The 18,768-nt window shown below is 60.8% G+C and carries 14 protein-coding genes; 10 read left to right on the plus strand and 4 right to left on the minus strand.

The window, feature by feature from the left end:
• The first annotated feature begins 87 nt into the window (after positions 1-87).
• The 5 genes from mrcB to fhuB all read left to right on the plus strand — a co-directional run bounded on the left by mrcB (position 88) and on the right by fhuB (position 8,789).
• On the plus strand, positions 88-2,643 hold the full coding sequence (gene mrcB, locus FN633_RS12725; protein ID WP_154057950.1) for a bifunctional glycosyl transferase/transpeptidase: 2,556 nt from the start codon (positions 88-90) through the stop codon (positions 2,641-2,643).
• Positions 2,644-2,874: 231 nt separating this feature from the next.
• Positions 2,875-5,067 carry a ferrichrome porin FhuA gene (gene fhuA, locus FN633_RS12730; RefSeq protein ID WP_154057951.1) on the plus strand — a complete coding sequence of 731 codons (2,193 nt, stop codon included), beginning with the start codon at positions 2,875-2,877 and terminating at the stop codon, positions 5,065-5,067.
• A 55-nt stretch (positions 5,068-5,122) separates the two neighbouring features.
• Positions 5,123-5,920 carry a Fe3+-hydroxamate ABC transporter ATP-binding protein FhuC gene (gene fhuC / locus FN633_RS12735; RefSeq protein WP_154057952.1) on the plus strand — a complete coding sequence of 266 codons (798 nt, stop codon included), beginning with the start codon at positions 5,123-5,125 and terminating at the stop codon, positions 5,918-5,920.
• Positions 5,920-6,810 (plus strand): Fe(3+)-hydroxamate ABC transporter substrate-binding protein FhuD, encoded by an 891-nt coding sequence (fhuD, locus tag FN633_RS12740; RefSeq protein WP_154057953.1) that lies wholly within the window; start codon positions 5,920-5,922, stop codon positions 6,808-6,810. Before fhuC ends, fhuD begins: the two co-directional genes overlap by 1 nt.
• Positions 6,807-8,789 carry a Fe(3+)-hydroxamate ABC transporter permease FhuB gene (fhuB, locus tag FN633_RS12745; RefSeq protein ID WP_154057954.1) on the plus strand — a complete coding sequence of 661 codons (1,983 nt, stop codon included), beginning with the start codon at positions 6,807-6,809 and terminating at the stop codon, positions 8,787-8,789. Before fhuD ends, fhuB begins: the two co-directional genes overlap by 4 nt.
• Positions 8,790-8,832: 43 nt before the next feature.
• Here the strand turns inward: fhuB and hemL are convergent, their stop codons facing one another.
• A complete protein-coding gene (hemL, locus tag FN633_RS12750) occupies positions 8,833-10,113 on the minus strand; it encodes a glutamate-1-semialdehyde 2,1-aminomutase (protein WP_154057955.1) in 1,281 nt (426 codons plus the stop codon).
• A gap of 100 nt (positions 10,114-10,213) precedes the next feature.
• On the opposite strand from hemL, the gene clcA reads away from it, so the two are divergent.
• Positions 10,214-11,620, plus strand: coding sequence for a H(+)/Cl(-) exchange transporter ClcA (gene clcA / locus FN633_RS12755; protein WP_154057956.1), 1,407 nt, complete (start codon positions 10,214-10,216; stop codon positions 11,618-11,620).
• Between the two features lie 81 nt (positions 11,621-11,701).
• Positions 11,702-12,046 (plus strand): iron-sulfur cluster insertion protein ErpA, encoded by a 345-nt coding sequence (erpA, locus tag FN633_RS12760; protein ID WP_042390590.1) that lies wholly within the window; start codon positions 11,702-11,704, stop codon positions 12,044-12,046.
• A gap of 108 nt (positions 12,047-12,154) precedes the next feature.
• On the opposite strand, the gene FN633_RS12765 is transcribed toward erpA, so the two are convergent.
• Genes FN633_RS12765 through mtnN form a run of 3 tightly spaced genes read right to left on the minus strand, consistent with a single transcriptional unit; the run spans position 12,155 to position 14,283 of the window.
• Entirely contained in the window at positions 12,155-12,778 is a 624-nt protein-coding gene (locus tag FN633_RS12765; RefSeq protein ID WP_042390592.1) for a TRIC cation channel family protein, read from the minus strand.
• Positions 12,779-12,791: 13 nt separating this feature from the next.
• Complete coding sequence (gene btuF, locus FN633_RS12770) at positions 12,792-13,592, minus strand: vitamin B12 ABC transporter substrate-binding protein BtuF (RefSeq protein ID WP_154057957.1); 801 nt, start codon at positions 13,590-13,592, stop codon at positions 12,792-12,794.
• On the minus strand, positions 13,585-14,283 hold the full coding sequence (gene mtnN / locus FN633_RS12775) for a 5'-methylthioadenosine/S-adenosylhomocysteine nucleosidase (RefSeq protein ID WP_042390597.1): 699 nt from the start codon (positions 14,281-14,283) through the stop codon (positions 13,585-13,587). The genes btuF and mtnN overlap by 8 nt, the downstream gene beginning before the upstream one ends.
• Before the next feature lie 81 nt (positions 14,284-14,364).
• Between mtnN and dgt the strand changes: the two genes are divergently transcribed.
• From dgt to cdaR, 3 genes are all read left to right on the plus strand, one after another.
• A complete protein-coding gene (gene dgt, locus FN633_RS12780; RefSeq protein ID WP_154057958.1) occupies positions 14,365-15,879 on the plus strand; it encodes a dGTPase in 1,515 nt (504 codons plus the stop codon).
• Positions 15,880-16,015: 136 nt separating this feature from the next.
• On the plus strand, positions 16,016-17,446 hold the full coding sequence (gene degP / locus FN633_RS12785; protein WP_154057959.1) for a serine endoprotease DegP: 1,431 nt from the start codon (positions 16,016-16,018) through the stop codon (positions 17,444-17,446).
• A gap of 156 nt (positions 17,447-17,602) precedes the next feature.
• The gene (cdaR, locus tag FN633_RS12790) at positions 17,603-18,760 is read left to right on the plus strand and encodes a DNA-binding transcriptional regulator CdaR (RefSeq protein ID WP_154057960.1); all 1,158 of its coding nucleotides are present in this window, start codon (positions 17,603-17,605) and stop codon (positions 18,758-18,760) included.
• Positions 18,761-18,768: the final 8 nt, after the last annotated feature.

Below are 18,768 nucleotides of genomic sequence, written 5' to 3' on the forward strand. Positions count from 1 at the left end.
GAAATTGAGAGATTTCTTCTTCTGCCCTCCGGTAGAAGAAAAGAGAATCGGGCCCTTGCGCCTGAAATAATGTAGCGGAGAGTAAGCATGGCGGGGAATGACCGCGAACCTATTGGACGTAAAGGCAGACCTGCGCGTCCGGTAAAAGAGAAGGTAAGCCGTCGTCGTCTCAGAGATGAAGAGATGGACGATGCGTATGACGAAGATGACGCACCTGCGCCGCGCCGTGGTAAAGGCGGCGGTAGCGGCAATGGCAAAGGAAAAGGCGGCAAGCGCAAGCGCGGCTGGTTCTGGCTGCTGCTGAAGATCTTTATCGTTCTGCTGGTGCTGTTTGCGATTTACGGTCTCTATCTCGATCAGAAGATCCGCAGCCGCATCGACGGCAAAGTCTGGCAGCTGCCGGCGGCGGTGTATGGCCGGATGGTCAACCTCGAACCTGAGATGCCGATCAGCAAGAACGAGATGGTGAAGCTGCTGGAGGCCACGCAGTACCGCAAGGTGACGGCGATGACCCGTCCCGGCGAGTTTACCGTGCAGGCCAACAGCATCGAGATGATCCGTCGTCCGTTTGACTTCCCCGACAGTAAAGAGGGGCAGGTCCGCGCTCGGCTGACGTTCAGCGATAACCACCTGGATACCATCGAGAACATGGAGAACAACCGCCAGTTCGGTTTCTTCCGTCTCGATCCGCGCCTGATCACAATGCTCTCTTCGCCCAACGGCGAGCAGCGTCTGTTCGTTGCGCGTAACGGCTTCCCGGATCTGCTGGTGGATACCCTGCTGGCGACCGAAGACCGTCACTTCTATGAGCATGACGGGATCAGCTTCTTCTCTATCGGGCGTGCCGTACTGGCGAACCTGACGGCGGGACGTACGGTGCAGGGGGCGAGTACCCTGACCCAGCAGCTGGTGAAGAACCTGTTCCTCTCCAGCGAACGCTCCTACTGGCGTAAGGCGAACGAAGCCTATATGGCGCTGATTGTCGATGCGCGCTACAGCAAGGATCGTATTCTTGAACTGTATATGAACGAGGTCTACCTCGGTCAGAGCGGCGATAACGAAATCCGCGGCTTCCCGCTGGCGAGCCTCTACTACTTTGGCCGTCCGGTAGAGGAGCTAAGCCTTGACCAGCAGGCGCTGCTGGTGGGTATGGTGAAAGGGGCCTCGATCTACAACCCGTGGCGTAATCCGAAGCTGGCCCTTGAGCGGCGTAACCTGGTGCTGCGCCTGCTCCAGGAGCAGAAGGTCATCGACCAGGAGCTGTACGATATGCTCAGCGCCCGGCCCCTCGGAGTGCAGAAGCGCGGTGGGGTGATCTCTCCCCAGCCGGCGTTTATGCAGATGGTACGCCAGGAGCTGCAGGCGAAGCTGGGGGATAAGGTTAAGGATCTCTCCGGCGTGAAGATCTTTACCACCTTTGACTCGGTGGCGCAGGACGCGGCGGAGAAAGCCGCCGTGGAAGGCATTCCGGCCCTGATCAAGCAGCGTAAGCTGAGCGATCTGGAGACGGCGATGGTGGTCGTTGACCGCTTCAGCGGCGAAGTTCGCGCCATGGTAGGCGGGGCGACGCCGCAGTTTGCGGGCTACAACCGTGCCATGCAGGCGCGGCGCTCCATCGGCTCGCTGGCAAAACCCGCCACCTATCTCACTGCGTTGAGCCAGCCGAACCAGTATCGTCTGAACACGTGGATTGCCGATGCGCCGATCTCTCTGCCCCAGCCTAACGGCAAGGTGTGGTCTCCGCAGAACGATGACCACCGCTTTAGCGGCCAGGTAATGCTGGTAGATGCGTTGACCCGCTCCATGAACGTCCCGACGGTAAACCTCGGGATGGCGCTGGGCCTGCCAGCGGTGACCGACACCTGGACCAAGCTGGGCGTGCCGAAGGATCAGCTCCATCCGGTTCCGGCGATGCTGCTGGGGGCGCTGAACCTGACTCCGGTTGAGGTGGCGCAGGCGTTCCAGACCATCGCCAGCGGCGGTAACCGTGCGACGCTTTCCGCGCTGCGTTCGGTGATTGCCGAAGACGGGACGGTGCTCTACCAGAGCTTCCCGCAGGCGGAGCGTGCGGTGCCTGCTCAGGCGGCGTACATGACCCTGTGGACTATGCAGCAGGTTATCCAGCGCGGCACCGGCCGTCAGCTGGGGGCGAAATATCCAGGCCTGCATCTGGCAGGTAAAACCGGGACCACCAACAACAACGTCGACACCTGGTTCGCCGGGATCGATGGCCGTGAGGTGACCATTACCTGGGTAGGACGCGATAACAACCAGCCGACCAAGCTCTACGGTGCTAGCGGGGCGATGGCCATCTACCAGCGCTATCTGGCGAATCAGTCGCCAATCCCGCTGGATCTGACGCCGCCGGAGGATATCGTCAACATGGGCGTGGACGAGGGCGGTAACTTCCTCTGCGGCGGCGGAGTGCGCTCGCTGCCGGTATGGACATCGAATCCGGATGCCCTGTGCCAGCAGAGCGAGATGCTGCTCCAGCAGCAACAGCAGCAGCAGAGCGGTAACCCGTTTGAGCAGTCGTCACCGCAGCCGCAACAGCAGCCTCAGCAGCAGCAGCAACAACAGCCGCAGCAGCAGGAGAAGAGCGACGGCGTCGCAGGCTGGATCAAAGATATGTTTGGCAATTAAGCCGTATTAAAACGCCGGGCGGCGCTCCGCTTGCCCGGCCTTCCACCCTCCCGTTTTAACCTCATTTAACCCCTCTGTAACACCCTGTTATCCGTCTGGTTATTCCTTAATCCCTTAATTGTCGTAGGGGCGCATAACTCTTGCTATCTCCGCGGGGCCTGGCATATTATGCTGCGGTCATAATAATAATTATCGTTTACGTTATCATTCCATTATCCAGAGAGAAGCACCATGGCGCGTTCTGAAACTGCTCAGCCGGTCAACCTTTCGCTGCGTAAAATTGCCGTGGTGGTTGCCACTGCGGTCGGCAGCATCTCCTTTGCCGCACAGGCAGCCCCGAAAGAAGATACCATCACCGTTACCACCGCTGCCGCTGAGCAGGAGAGTGCCTGGGGCCCGGCACCGACCATCGCCGCCAAGCGCACGGCGACGGCGACTAAAACCGATACGCCGATTGAGAAAACGCCGCAGTCTATCTCCGTGGTCACCCGCGAAGAGATGGATATGAAAGATCCCTCTACGGTGAAAGAGGCGCTGAACTATACGCCGGGCGTATTCGCCACCCGCGGCAGCTCCGAAACCCTCGACGTGATCTCTATCCGTGGCTTTAGCGCCTCTACCGGCGCAAACACTAATCAGTATCTCGACGGCCTAAAACTTCAGGGTGATAACTACTCTGAATCCTCTATGGATCCCTATTTCCTTGAGCGTATTGAGCTGATGCGTGGCCCGACCTCGGTGCTCTATGGCAAGAGCAACCCCGGCGGCATCGTCTCTATGGTCAGTAAGCGTCCGACCACCGAGCCGCTGAAAGAGGTGGAGTTCCAGATGGGAACCGATAACCTCTACCAGACCGGCTTCGACTTCAGCGATGCCATCGACGATGACGGCGTGTTCTCCTACCGCCTCACCGGCCTGGGCCGCAGTGAAGATGCCCAGCAGACCATGGTTAAATCAACGCGCTATGCCATCGCGCCTGCCTTTAGCTGGCGTCCGGATGACAAAACCGATTTCACCTTCCTGAGCAACTTCCAGAGCGATCCGGATGCGGGCTACTACGGCTGGTTGCCGCGCGTCGGCACCGTGGTGCCGTACACCGACGCCAACGGTAACTCCCACAAGTTGGATACCGATTTCAACGAAGGCGAGCAGGACAACCGTATGTCCCGCCGCCAGCAGCAGATTGGCTACAGCTTCGCACACGCCTTTGACGACACCTTCACGGTGCGCCAGAACCTGCGCTATACCCGTCTGCACACGCTCTACACCTCGGTCTACGGCAACGGCTTTACGGCCCCGACGCAAATCAACCGCGCCTTTGTCCGCTCCGATGAAGATCTGAACTCCTTCACCGTGGATACCCAGCTGCAATCTGACTTTGCCACCGGCGCGGTGGATCACACTCTGCTGACCGGTGTTGATTACCTGCGCATGCGCAACGACATCAACGCGGACTACGGCTCGGCCAATCCGATAGACATGGTGGAGCCGCAGTACGGCAATGCTAACGTCAACATTAACTTCCCCTATGCGGTGATTAACCGTCAGGAGCAGACTGGCCTGTACGCGCAGGATCAGGCCGAGTGGAACCACTGGGTGCTGACCCTCGGCGGTCGCTACGACTTTGCGAAGACCTCAACCTACACCCGCTCCAGCGGCTCGCTGAGCGAGATCAACGACCAGCAGTTCACCTGGCGTGGTGGGGTAAACTATGTGTTTGATAACGGCGTTGCGCCGTACTTCAGCTACAGCGAGTCGTTCGAGCCGGTCGCCGGTTCAACGAAGCAGGGCAAACCGTTCGATCCGTCACGCGGCAAGCAGTATGAAGCGGGCGTGAAGTATGTGCCGAAGGATATGCCGGTCACCGTCACGGCAGCGGTATTCCAGCTGACCAAAGACAACAACCTGACGGCAGATCCGTCTGATAGCGCCTTCAGCGTGCAGGGCGGGGAGATCCGCTCCCGCGGCCTTGAGCTGGAAGCGAAAGCGGCCCTGACCAGCAATATCAACCTGACGGCGGCCTACAGTTACACCGACGCCGAGTACACCGACGATACCCTCTACCAGGGCAAACGTCCGGTAGAAGTGCCGCGTAACATGGCCTCTCTGTGGGCGGACTACACCTTCCACGAGACGGCGCTGAGCGGCCTGACGCTGGGCGCGGGCGCTCGCTACGTGGGCGATACCTCCAGCTTCTACACCGTTGGTGATAACGTCAACGGCACCTTCAACGTCGGCAGCTACACGCTGGTGGATGCGACGGTGAAATACGATCTGGCGCGCGTCGGCATGGCAGGCTCCTCCGTGGGCGTGAAGGTTAATAACCTGTTCAATCGGGAATACGTCTCCAGCTGCTACCGCGACTACGCGTGCTACTGGGGTGCCGATCGCCAGGTTGTGGCTACCGCCAGCTTCAGCTTCTAATCTCCTCCTCTCAGGGCACGGTTAATCGTGCCCTTTTTATTGATAAGTTGGTCCCATGCAGGAAAACAATACGCTTCCCGATACCACCTTTCAGCTCTCTGACGTCTCCTTTCATGTGCCCGGACGCACGCTGCTGCATCCGCTGTCGCTGACCTTTCCAGCAGGCAAGGTCACGGGTCTTATCGGCCACAACGGCTCGGGTAAATCCACCCTGTTAAAGATGCTGGGTCGCCATCAGCCGCCGTCCGAGGGGGATATCCTGCTGGATGGTCAGCCGCTGGCGAGCTGGAACAGCAAAGCCTTTGCCCGCCGGGTCGCCTATCTGCCGCAGCAGCTGCCGCAGGCGGAGGGGATGACGGTGCGCGAGCTGGTGGCGATTGGACGTTACCCGTGGCACGGGGCGCTGGGACGTTTTGGCGTGGCCGACCGGGAGAAGGTAGAGGAGGCGATTAACCTGGTGGGACTCAAACCGCTGGCCCACCGGCTGGTGGATAGCCTTTCCGGCGGCGAGCGCCAGCGGGCGTGGATCGCCATGCTGGTGGCGCAGGACAGCCGCTGCCTGCTGCTGGATGAGCCGACCTCAGCGCTGGATATCGCCCATCAGGTGGACGTCCTGGCGCTGATCCATCGCCTGAGCCAGCAGCGTGGGCTGACGGTGATCGCTGTGCTGCATGATATCAATATGGCGGCGCGCTACTGCGACTATCTGGTGGCGCTGCGCGGTGGAGAGAAGATTGCCGAGGGGACACCGGAGACGCTGATGCAGGCCCAGACCCTGGAGCAGATCTACGGTATCCCAATGGGCATCCTGCCCCACCCGGCAGGGGCGGCACCGGTGAGCTTTGTCTACTGATGGCGGGGTTACCTATGATTAGCCGCCGCCGTTTGCTGACCGCGATGGCCCTCTCGCCGCTGCTGTGGCGGGCCGGAACCGCGCGGGCGGCAGCCATTGATATCAACCGCATCGTGGCGCTGGAGTGGCTGCCGGTAGAGCTGCTGCTGGCGATGGGCGTGGCCCCTTACGGCGTTGCCGACGTGAATAGTTACAACACCTGGGTCAACGAGCCCAGGCTGCCCGCCTCGACAATTGATGTCGGGCTGCGAACCGAACCCAACCTTGAGTTGCTTACCCAGATGCAGCCCTCATACCTTGTCTGGTCGGCAGGCTACGGTCCCTCAGCGGAGGTGCTGGCGCGGATTGCCCCTGGCCGGGGCTTTAACTTCAGCGACGGCAAGAAGCCGCTGACCATGGCGCGCAACTCAATGAATGAGATGGCCCAGCTGCTCAACCTGGAGTCGGCGGCCCGGACACATCTTGATAGCTTCGATGCCTTTATCGCCGCGATGAAGCCGCGTTTCGCCCGGCGCGGCGACAGGCCGCTGCTGATGGTCACCCTGCTTGACGCTCAGCATATGCTGGTCTTTGCCTCAAACTGCCTGTTCCAGGAGACGCTGGATGAGTTTGGTATCCGCAACGCCTGGCGGGGGGAGACGACCTTCTGGGGCAGCACCACGGTGAGCATTGACCGGCTGGCGGTCTATAAGGACGCGGACGTAATCTGCTTCGATCACGGCAATGAGCGGGATATGCAGCGCCTGATGGCAACTCCGCTGTGGCAGGCGATGCCGTTTGTGCGGGCGGGGCGCTTCCAGCGCGTTCCAGCGGTGTGGTTCTACGGAGCGACGCTGTCGGTGATGCACTTTGTCCGCGTTCTGGATAACGCCCTGGGAGGTAAAGCATGAGCAAGCGTATCGCGCCGCTTCCCGCCCTGCTGCTGGCGATCCTGTTTATCGCCGCCGTCTGGCTGACCTGGGCGAACCTCTCCCAGGCGCTGCCGCGTGACCAGTGGTCGCAGGCGATCTGGCACCCGGACGTGGATGCCATTACCCAGATGATTTTTCACTACAGCCTGCTTCCCCGGCTGGCGATCTCTCTGCTGGTGGGGGCCGGGCTCGGGCTGGTGGGCGTGCTGTTCCAGCAGGTATTGCGTAACCCGCTGGCAGAGCCGACCACGCTGGGCGTCTCTACCGGTGCGCAGCTGGGCATTACCGTCACCACCCTGTGGGCGATCCCCGGCGTGGCGGCCTCGCAGTTTGCTGCCCTGCTTGGGGCCTGCGTCGTGGGCGCGCTGGTCTTTGGCGTCGCCTGGGGCAAACGCCTGTCGCCGGTGACGCTGATCCTCGCCGGTTTGGTGGTAAGCCTCTACTGTGGGGCAGTGAACCAGCTGCTGGTGCTGTTCCATCACGAGCAGCTGCAAAGCATGTTTATGTGGAGCACCGGCACCCTGACCCAGACCGACTGGAGCGGGGTAGAGCGACTCTGGCCTCAGCTGCTGGGCGGGGCGATGCTGACCCTGCTGCTGCTGCGTCCGCTGACCCTGATGGGGCTGGACGATGGCGTAGCGCGTAACCTGGGTCTGGCGCTGTCGCTGGCCCGGCTGGGGGCGCTGCTGCTGGCAATTGTCCTCAGCGCACTGCTGGTTAACGCAGTGGGGATCATCGGCTTTATCGGCCTGTTCGCGCCGCTGCTGGCGAAGATGCTGGGGGCGCGTCGGCTGCTCTCCCGTTTGCTGCTGGCTCCGCTGATTGGGGCGCTGATCCTCTGGCTTTCGGATCAGGTGATCCTCTGGCTAACCCGCGTCTGGATGGAGGTCTCCACCGGCTCGGTAACGGCCCTGATTGGTGCGCCGCTGCTACTGTGGCTGCTGCCGCGCCTGAAGAGCATGAGCGCCCCAGAGATGAACGCCGGGGACAATGTTCCCACTGAACGCCAGCACCTGCCGCGCTGGGCGCTGGCCGGCATTATCGTTCTGCTGCTGGCGGTGATGGCTGCCCTGGCGCTGGGCCGCGATGCTCAGGGCTGGCACTGGGCCAGCGGTGAGATGCTGGACGCCCTGGCGCAGTGGCGTTGGCCGCGCATCATGGCGGCGTTGGTGGCGGGCGTGATGCTGGCGGTAGCGGGCTGCATTATTCAGCGCCTGACCGGCAACCCGATGGCCAGCCCGGAAGTGTTGGGGATCAGCTCCGGCGCGGCCTTTGGTATCGTGCTGATGCTCTTTTTTGTGCCGGGTAACGCCTTTGGCTGGCTGCTGCCTGCCGGGAGCCTCGGGGCGGCGGTGACCCTGCTGATTATCCTGATCGCGGCAGGGCGGGGCGGTTTCTCTCCGCACCGGATGCTGCTGGCCGGGATGGCGCTCAGCACCGCGTTTACCATGCTGCTGATGATGCTCCAGGCAAGCGGCGATCCGCGCATGGCGCAGATCCTCACGTGGATCTCCGGCTCGACCTATAGCGCCACCGGCGAGCAGGTGATCCGCTCGGCCATCGTGATGGTGATACTGCTGACGCTCGTGCCGCTCTGCCGCCGCTGGCTGACCATTCTGCCGCTGGGGGGCGATACCGCTCGCTCGGTGGGGATGGCCCTGACGCCGTCGCGCATTGGGCTGCTGCTGCTGGCCGCCTGCCTGACCGCCACGGCGACGATGACCATTGGCCCGCTGAGCTTTATCGGCCTGATGGCCCCGCACATTGCACGGATGATGGGCTTCCGGCGAACGGTGCCGCACATGGTGATCTCGGGGTTAATCGGTGGGGTAATACTGGTGTTTGCCGACTGGTGCGGACGGATGGTGATGTTCCCGTATCAGATCCCAGCTGGACTGCTGTCGACCTTTATCGGTGCACCGTACTTTATCTACCTTCTGCGTAAGCAGAGCCGGTAAAATGCCGGGTGGCGGCTGCGCCACCCGGCAAGTAACGGTAAAACTACAGCTGGGCAAACGCCTTGCGCGCGGCGTCGAGGGTCTTGTTGATATCCTCGTCGCTGTGGGCAATAGACATAAAGCCCGCCTCGAACGCCGACGGGGCCAGGTAGATCCCCTCATCCAGCATCAGGTGGAAGAAGCGCTTGAAGCGTTCCACGTCGCACTTCACCACGTCCTGATAGCAGGTCACGCGCTCGGCATCGGTAAAGAAGATCCCGAACATGCCGCCGACGTGATTCACTACCAGCGGGATCCCTGCGTCCTGTGCCGCGTCCAGCAGGCCGTCGGCCAGGCGAGTGGTCAGATCCGTCAGGGTTTCATGCACCCCCGGTTGGGACACCTCGGTTAAGCAGGCGTAGCCCGCCGCCATCGCAATCGGGTTACCGGAGAGGGTGCCCGCCTGGTAAACCGGCCCGGTCGGAGCAAGGGCGTCCATCACGTCGCGACGGCCGCCAAACGCACCTACCGGCATCCCGCCGCCGATGATTTTGCCGAGGCAGGTCAGATCCGGCACCACGTTGTAGTGTGCCTGCGCGCCCGCCAGCGCAACGCGGAAGCCGGTCATGACTTCGTCAATGATCAGCAGCGCGCCGAACTCATCGCACAGCGCGCGCAGGCCCGGCAGGAATTCCGGCTGCGGTGGAACGCAGTTCATGTTACCCGCGACCGGCTCGACGATAATGCAGGCGATCTCCTGCGGATACTGCTCAAAGGCTTCGCGCACGGAGGCGAGATCGTTATAGGTGCAGGTCAGGGTGTGCTTGGCGAAATCCGCCGGCACGCCCGGTGAGTTGGGCTGGCCGAGAGTGAGCGCGCCGGAGCCCGCTTTCACCAGCAGGCAGTCGGCGTGGCCGTGGTAGCAGCCCTCAAACTTAATAATCTTGTCGCGGCCGGTAAAGCCACGCGCCAGACGAATGGCGCTCATGGTCGCCTCGGTACCGGAGTTTACCATCCGCACCATATCCATGGTTGGGACCAGCTCGGTCACCAGCGCCGCCATCTTCACTTCCATCTCGGTGGGTGCGCCAAAGCTCAGGCCGCGCTCCGCCGCTTCGATCACCGCGTTGCGGATCGCCGGGTGGTTGTGGCCCAGCACCATCGGACCCCAGGAGCCGACGTAGTCGACATAGGCCTTACCGTCCGCATCGTAGAGGTAAGCTCCGTCAGCGCGCTCGATAAACAGCGGCGTGCCGCCGACGCCGCTGAAGGCGCGGACCGGCGAGTTGACGCCGCCGGGGATAAGCTCGCGTGCCGCGCTGTAGAGGTTTTCTGACTTACTCATGGATTCGTTCCTGGTTGGTAGAGAAGGTAATTGCACTATTCTAAGGTATTCCGCGTTTGTTATAAAAGGATCGCCCAGGTAAACTACCTGCCCTAATTGTATGACTAATTCATTTTCGGCTATGAAAATAAAAACCAATGCGATGCGAACGCGGCGGATCCTCCGTCTGCTGCAGCGGGATAAAACGCCGCTGGCGATCTTACTGATGGCTGCGCTGGTGGGAACTCTCGCGGGCGCAGTCGGCGTCGCCTTTGAGAAGGCGGTGAATGCGGTCAGCCACTGGCGACTCGGCACGGTGGCGCAGTTCGCTGATGACGCTGCGTGGCTGATGTGGCCCCTGGTCTTTGTGCTGTCGGCGCTGCTGGCGATGGTGGGCTACTTCCTGGTGCGCCGCTTTGCCCCGGAGGCGGGCGGTTCGGGCATTCCCGAGATCGAGGGTGCGCTGGAGGAGCTGCGTCCCGTACGCTGGTGGCGCGTTCTGCCGGTCAAGTTTATCGGCGGCATGGGCACGCTGGGGGCAGGCATGGTGCTGGGTCGTGAAGGGCCGACGGTGCAGCTCGGAGGCAACGTGGGCCGTATGGTGCTGGATATCTTCCGCATGCGCAGCAAGGAGGCGCGGCATACCCTGCTGGCCACCGGTGCGGCGGCGGGGCTGTCGGCAGCCTTTAACGCCCCGCTGGCCGGGATCCTGTTTATCATCGAGGAGATGCGCCCGCAGTTTCGCTACGACCTCATCTCCATTAAGGCGGTCTTTACCGGCGTGATCATGTCGAGCATCGTGTTTCGCTACTTTAACGGCGAGGCGGCGGTGATCGACGTAGGCAAACTAAGCAATGCCCCGATCAACACGCTGTGGCTCTACCTGGTGCTGGGGATGATCTTTGGCTGCGTCGGCCCGCTGTTTAACACCTTAGTCCTGCGTACCCAAGATCTCTTTGGCCGCCTGCACGGCGGGCAGATTGGCAAATGGGTATTGATTGGCGGAGCCATCGGCGGCCTGTGCGGGGTGCTGGGGCTGATCGTGCCTGAGATCTCCGGGGGCGGCTTTACGCTGATCCCCATCGCGGCAGCAGGCAACTACACCGCCGGAATGCTGCTGTTTATCTTCGTTGCGCGGGTGATTACCACGCTGCTCTGCTTCTCCTCCGGCGCGCCGGGGGGCATCTTCGCCCCGATGCTGGCGCTGGGCACGCTGCTGGGCACGGCGTTTGGCATGGCCTGCGCAGAGATTTTCCCGCTTTACCACCTTGAGGCGGGCACTTTTGCCATCGCCGGGATGGGGGCGCTGCTGGCCGCCTCGGTACGCGCGCCGCTGACAGGCATCGTGCTGGTTTTGGAAATGACTGACAATTATCAGCTCATTTTGCCAATGATTATTACCTGCCTGGGTGCCACGCTACTGGCACAGTTCTTGGGCGGTAAACCGCTCTACTCCACCATCCTCGCCCGCACGCTGGCGAGGCAGGGAGGCGATCCTGACGGCAAGCCTCGCCAGGAGAATACTTGAACGATTTACCAGGGTAATGGATAATATTGTTAAAGATCGGGCGGGTTAACGTCCGGATCGCCGTATCAATGGGAGTTTAAAATGAGTGATGACGTAGCGCTGCCTCTGCAATTTACTGAAGCAGCAGCAATTAAAGTAAAAAGCCTGATCGCGGATGAAGAGAATCCGAACCTGAAACTGCGCGTCTACATTACCGGCGGCGGTTGCAGCGGCTTCCAGTACGGTTTTACCTTTGACGATCAGATCAACGACGGCGACATGACCATTGAGAAGCAGGGCGTTGGGCTGGTTGTGGATCCGATGAGCCTGCAATACCTGGTTGGCGGCGCGGTAGACTACACCGAAGGGCTGGAAGGTTCCCGCTTTGTGGTAACCAACCCGAACGCCAAAAGCACCTGCGGGTGTGGCTCCTCGTTCAGCATTTAAAGCGCACCACGCTCGCCGTAGGCCGGGCAAACAGCGTGCCGCCCGGCATTACAGCGTTGGCAGGGTAACGTCCGGTGGCGCTACGCTTACCGGGCCTGCAAACTGGTCTTAGCCTCGATTCTCATCCAGCGCAAAGGTGGGCAGCTTCAGGTGCCAGCGGATCGCCGCCAGGCGGATAGTTAAGGTTACTACCATCCCCAGCATACTGGCGCTCTCCAGCGGTACGGCAAAGGTATAGAACGCCGTCGCGTGGACGATGCCGCCGATAATGCAGGCGGTGGCGTAGATTTCAGTGCGCAGGATCATCGGTATCTCCCGCGCCAGCACGTCACGAATAATCCCTCCGCCGACGCCGGTCAGCACGCCCATACAGATGGCCACCATCGGCCCGGTTTCCGCCAGGAACGCTTTATTCACGCCGATGCCAACAAATACCGCCAGTCCTACGGCGTCCAGCACTGGCAGGATCCACTTTGGCAGCCTGCGCGGCTGGCGCACCAGCACTATCGTCAGCAGACAGGTGACCATCGCGACCACCAGGTCGGTGGGATCTTTGACCCAGAATACTGGCCCATGGGCGAGCGCCATATCGCGGATCGTGCCGCCGCCGATAGCGGTCACCACGCCTAATACCAGCACGCCGAAGGGATCCATACGCAGCTTTCCGGCCAGAAGAACGCCGGAGATGGCGAAAACGGCCGTGCCGATGATATCCAGCCAGTAGACGAGCATTGCTTATCCTCGATTATTTCACTGCCGCCAGCGCGGTACAGAGTTGTTTTGCGGCGAGGATAATACGCGGGCTTGCGCGTTCAAACCAGTCGCTATTGAGGACAATAAGTGGAATTTTGAGCTGTTTATCCCAGAATTGCGCAACCTCTGCGGCCTGAGTAGCATTTCCTGCAAAAACAATCGCCTCGGGCTGGCGGGTCAGCACCTGCTCACGGCTCACCTGCGGCCAGGGTACCCGGCTGGCGGCAAAGATATTTTCGCCTCCGCACAGCTCCAGCACCTCGTTCTGTATTGAACCTTTGGCGGTGGTGAAGAGCGGGGTGCCGCCAAACTGTATAAATACCCGTTTAGGCGTGGCGCTGGCGTAGTGCGCCTTCAGCTCGGCGTAGTCGGCCAGCAGCGCGTCGGCGGCGTGGTTAGCCTGCTCAGGGGCAGGACTATAGGGAGCCAGCTGGCGCAGCGCCGCCGCGATCTGCTCCACGGTCTGGGCGTCGATCCATAGCACCTTGATGCCGAGGCCTGCTAGCTGGTTGACCTGCCGCTCGGCATTGCCGCCGCGCCAGGCCAGCACCAGATCCGGCTTAAGCGCGACAATGCGCTCAAGATTGATCCCCTGAAAGCTGGCTACCTGCTCGATCTTTTCGGCCGCAGGTGGATAGTCAGAGAAGCTGCTCACCCCGACCGGCTCGATCCCCGCCGCAAAGGCAAGCTCGGTATTAGCCGGGGAGAGGGTCACTACGCGGGGGGCGGCCAGCGCCGACCCCGCCGCCAGCAGCAGCAGGGTGACCAGCGCGCCAACGCAGCGGTTAGCCACGCGCCAGCTTCTGCACGAGGGTTTCAACCATCAGGCTGGACTGCTTCGCCGCCACCGCCAGGAACTCGTCGAAGCTCAGGTGCGATTCACGGTCGGCCACGTCAGAGATAGCGCGAACCACCACGAAAGGCACGCCGAAGCTATGGCAGACGTGAGCGATAGCGGTCGCTTCCATCTCAACGGCCACGGCCTGTGGGAAGTGGCTACGGATCTTTTCCAGACCGGCTGCACCGTTGATAAAGGCGTCGCCGCTGACGATCAGCCCGCTGGCGGCGTTGAGGTTATGTTCAGCGATACAGGCTTTGGCGGCCGCAATCAATTTCTCATCGGCCTTGAAGCCCGCCGGGCAGCCTGGCAGCTGGCCGTACTCGTAGCCAAACGCCGTCACGTCGGCATCGTGGTAGCGTGCTTCGTCGGAGACCACGATGTCGCCCACGTTCAGCGTCGGGGCCAGGCCGCCGGCGGAGCCGGTGTTGATGATGGCATCCGGCTGGCAGCGCTCCAGCAGCAGGGCCGCGCCCATTGCCGCCGCCACTTTACCAATGCCCGATTTCAGCAGCGCAACGTCAACGCCATGCAGCTGGCCGGTGTAAATTTCGCTGCCGCCCACGCTGTGGGTCTGACGGTTTTCGATTTTGTCGCGCAGGAGCGCAACCTCTTCTTCCATTGCACCAATGATGCCGATTTTCATAGATTTACTCGCGATAAGCCAGATTTGAGGGCATAGTCTATCATGCGCTTACGGGGAAGCGCATTGCTCAGGGGAGAGGATATGGCACAGATCGATTTCCGCAATAAGATTAACTGGCATCGCCGCTACCGTTCACCCCAGGGCGTGAAAACCGAGCGCGAAGTGTTACGCATCTTCGAAAGCGATCGCGGCCGGATCGTCAACTCAGCCGCTATTCGTCGTCTGCAGCAAAAGACCCAGGTCTTCCCGCTGGAGCGTAACGCGGCGGTGCGTACCCGCTTGACCCACTCGCTGGAGGTGCAGCAGGTAGGGCGCTACATCGCCAAGGAGATCCTTAGCCGCCTGAAGGAGATGCGCCTGCTGGAGCGCTACGGGCTCGACGAACTGACCGGCCCCTTTGAGAGCATCGTTGAGATGGCCTGCCTGATGCACGACATCGGCAACCCGCCGTTCGGTCACTTTGGCGAGGCGGCGATTAACGACTGGTTTCGCCAGCGCCTGCACCCGCAGGATGCCGCCAGCCAGCCGTTGAGCGGCGATCGCTGCGAGGTGGTCTCCCTGCGCCTGCGCGACGGCGAGGAGGCGGCCAACGACCTGCGGCGCAAGGTGCGCCAGGATCTCTGCCACTTTGAGGGCAACGCTCAGGGGATCCGCCTGGTGCACTCCCTGATGCGCATGAACCTCACCTGGGCGCAGGTAGGCTGCATCCTGAAATATACCCGTCCGGCCTGGTGGCGGGGCGAGCCACCCGCCAGCCATAGCTATTTAATGAAAAAACCAGGCTACTACTTCTCTGAAGAGGAGTATGTGGCGCGGCTGCGTAAAGAGCTGGATCTGGATACCTACAGCCGTTTCCCGCTGACGTGGGTGATGGAGGCGGCCGACGATATCTCCTACTGCGTCGCCGATCTGGAAGACGCGGTAGAGAAAAACATATTTACCGTGGAGCAGCTCTACCAGCATCTCTATAACGCCTGGGGGCCGCACGAAAAAGGATCGCTCTTTTCTCAGGTAGTGGAGAACGCCTGGGATAAATCCCGGGCTAATTCCCTCAGCCGCAGCGCGGAAGATCAGTTCTTTATGTATCTGCGGGTCAATACCTTAAATAAGCTGGTGCCCTACGCCGCCCAGCGCTTTATCGATAACTTACCGCAGATCTTCTCCGGTGAGTTTAACCATGCCCTGTTGGAGGACGACAGCGGCTACAGCCAACTGCTTGAATTGTATAAGAGCGTGGCGGTTGAAAATGTCTTCTGCCACCCCGATGTTGAACAGCTGGAGCTGCAAGGCTATCGCGTCATCAGCGGGCTGCTGGATATTTATCGTCCGCTGTTGCAGATGACGCTGGCGGACTTTAGCGAGCTGGCGGAAAAAGAGCGGGTAAAGCGTTTCCCAATCGAAACCCGCCTGTTTCATAAGCTCTCAGGACGTCACCGCCTGGCCTATGTAGAAGCCGTGAGCAAACTATCGCGTGATGAAGCAGACTTCCCGGTGCTGGAATATTATTACCGCTGTCGTCTTATTCAGGACTATATCAGCGGCATGACCGATCTCTATGCCTGGGACGAGTACCGACGGCTGATGGCGGTTGAATAATATCTGAGCGATTGTAAAGACGCTCAATAAATTTTTACTTTTAACAACACGTTATGCTGGAACTTCGCGCTATAAATTGACTCTTATCGATACTTACACGCTGTTTCGCGTTATCAGTAAATAGAGATTAAGCGACATGAAAAAAACCACGTTAGCAATGAGTGCCCTGGCTCTGAGTTTAGGTTTAGCCCTGTCCCCGCTGTCGGTATCAGCGGCCGAAACCGCCTCAGCGATCCCACCATCACAGCAGATGCCAAGCCTGGCACCGATGCTGGAAAAGGTGATGCCGTCGGTGGTGAGCATCAACGTTGAAGGCAGCACCACGGTCAATACCCCGCGCATGGGGCGTAACTTCCAGCAGTTCTTTGGTGAAAACTCGCCGTTCTGCCAGGAGGGGTCTCCGTTCCAGAGCTCGCCCTTCTGCCAGGGCGGGCAGGGTGGCGCTGATGACGGTGGCCAGCAGCAGAAATTTATGGCGCTGGGATCCGGCGTGATTATTGATGCGGCGAAAGGCTATGTCGTGACCAACAACCACGTAGTCGATAATGCCAGCACCATTAAGGTCCAGCTGGGCGATGGGCGTAAATTTGACGCCAAGGTGGTGGGCAAAGACCCGCGCTCCGATCTGGCGCTGATCCAGATTCAGGATCCGAAAAACCTGACCGCTATTAAGCTCGCCGACTCCGACGCCCTGCGCGTGGGTGACTACACGGTGGCCATCGGTAACCCGTTTGGCCTCGGTGAGACGGTCACCTCGGGCATCGTCTCAGCGCTGGGCCGTAGCGGCCTGAATGCCGAGAACTACGAGAACTTTATCCAGACCGATGCGGCGATCAACCGCGGTAACTCCGGCGGTGCACTGGTGAACCTCAACGGGGAGCTGATCGGTATCAACACCGCGATCCTCGCCCCAGACGGCGGCAACATCGGTATCGGCTTTGCTATCCCGAGCAACATGGTGAAAAACCTCACCGCGCAGATGGTGCAGTATGGCCAGGTGCGCCGTGGCGAGCTGGGTATTCTCGGCACCGAGCTGAACTCTGAGCTGGCGAAGGCAATGAAGGTTGACGCCCAGCGCGGGGCCTTTGTTAGCCAGGTAATGCCGAACTCGTCGGCGGCGAAAGCCGGCATCAAGGCAGGGGATGTGATCACCTCCCTGAACGGTAAGCCAATCAGCAGCTTCGCGGCCCTGCGGGCGGAAGTGGGCTCAATGCCGATCGGCAGCAAGGTCTCGCTGGGCCTGCTGCGTGAAGGTAAGCCGGTTACCGTTAGCCTTGAACTGCAGCAGAGCAGCCAGAACCAGGTGGACTCCAGCACCATCTTCAGCGGCATTGAAGGCGCTGAGATGAGCAACGCGGCGCAGAACCAGGGCGTCACCGTCAGCAGCGTGAAGGCGAACAGCCCGGCGGCGCGCATTGGCCTGAAGAAAGGTGATGTGATCATCGGCGCGAACCAGCAGCCGGTGAAGAACATTGCCGAACTGCGTAAGATCCTCGACAGCAAGCCGTCAGTGCTGGCGCTGAACATCCAGCGTGGCGATACCTCTCTCTACCTGCTGATGCAGTAATCGCATTACCCCTTCTCCGTTCGGGGAAGGGGTCTCCTCACAGAATCTGTGAGGCCTTCCACAACTCCACACTTCCGCACCATGCTTTGTGCTTTTGCACAATGCAGCGCGCTGGCAACTCCCTTATTCTTGTGATCTGATCAGGGGAGGGATTACATGGCTGGCTGGCATCTTGATACCAAAATGGCGCAGGATATCGTTGCGCGCACCATGCGCATTATCGATACCAACATCAACGTGATGGATGCGCGCGGGCGCATTATTGGCAGCGGCGATCGAGAGCGTATTGGGGAATTGCACGAAGGTGCGCTGCTGGTGCTCTCTCAGGGGCGCGTGGTGGATATCGACGACGCGGTTGCTCGTCACCTGCACGGCGTACGCCAGGGGATCAACCTGCCTCTGCGTCTGGAGGGAGAGATTGTCGGGGTCATCGGCCTGACCGGCGAGCCGGAGACGCTGCGTAAGTATGGCGAGCTGGTGTGCATGACCGCCGAAATGATGCTGGAGCAGTCCCGCCTGATGCATCTCCTGGCCCAGGATAGCCGCCTGCGCGAAGAGCTGGTGATGAACCTGATCCAGGCCGAAGAGCACACGCCAGCCCTGACCGAGTGGGCGCAGCGTCTGGGGATCGATTTGAACCAGCCGCGCGTAGTGGCAGTGGTGGAGGTCGACAGCGGGCAGCTGGGAGTCGACAGCGCTATGGCCGAGCTACAGCAGCTGCAAAATGCGCTGACCACGCCGGAGCGTAACAACCTGATTGCCATCGTCTCCCTCACCGAGATGGTGGTATTGAAACCCGCTCTCAACCCGTTTGGCCGCTGGGATGCGGAAGATCACCGCAAGCGTGTAGAGCTGCTGATCGCCCGCATGAAAGAGAACGGCCAGCTACGTTTTCGCGTCGCGCTGGGCAACTACTTTACCGGACCGGGCAGCATTGCCCGCTCCTATCGCACGGCACGCACCACCATGATGGTGGGCAAGCAGCGTATGCCGGAGAGCCGCAGCTACTTCTATCAGGATCTGATGCTGCCGGTACTGCTGGATAGCCTGCGCGGCGGCTGGCAGGCCAACGAACTGGCGCGTCCGCTTACCCGCCTGAAGGCGATGGATAACAACGGCCTACTCAGGCGAACCCTGGCGGCGTGGTTTCGCCACAACGTGCAGCCGCTGGCGACCTCAAAGGCGCTGTTTATTCACCGCAATACGCTGGAGTACCGCCTGAACCGTATCTCGGAGCTGACCGGGCTGGATCTGGGGAATTTTGACGACAGGCTGCTGCTTTACGTCGCATTGCAGTTGGATGAGCAAAGATAGGGTGATTA

Origin of the sequence: Pseudescherichia vulneris (assembly GCF_902164725.1) — a bacterium.
In the GTDB taxonomy this organism is placed as follows: Bacteria; Pseudomonadota; Gammaproteobacteria; order Enterobacterales; family Enterobacteriaceae; genus Pseudescherichia; species Pseudescherichia vulneris.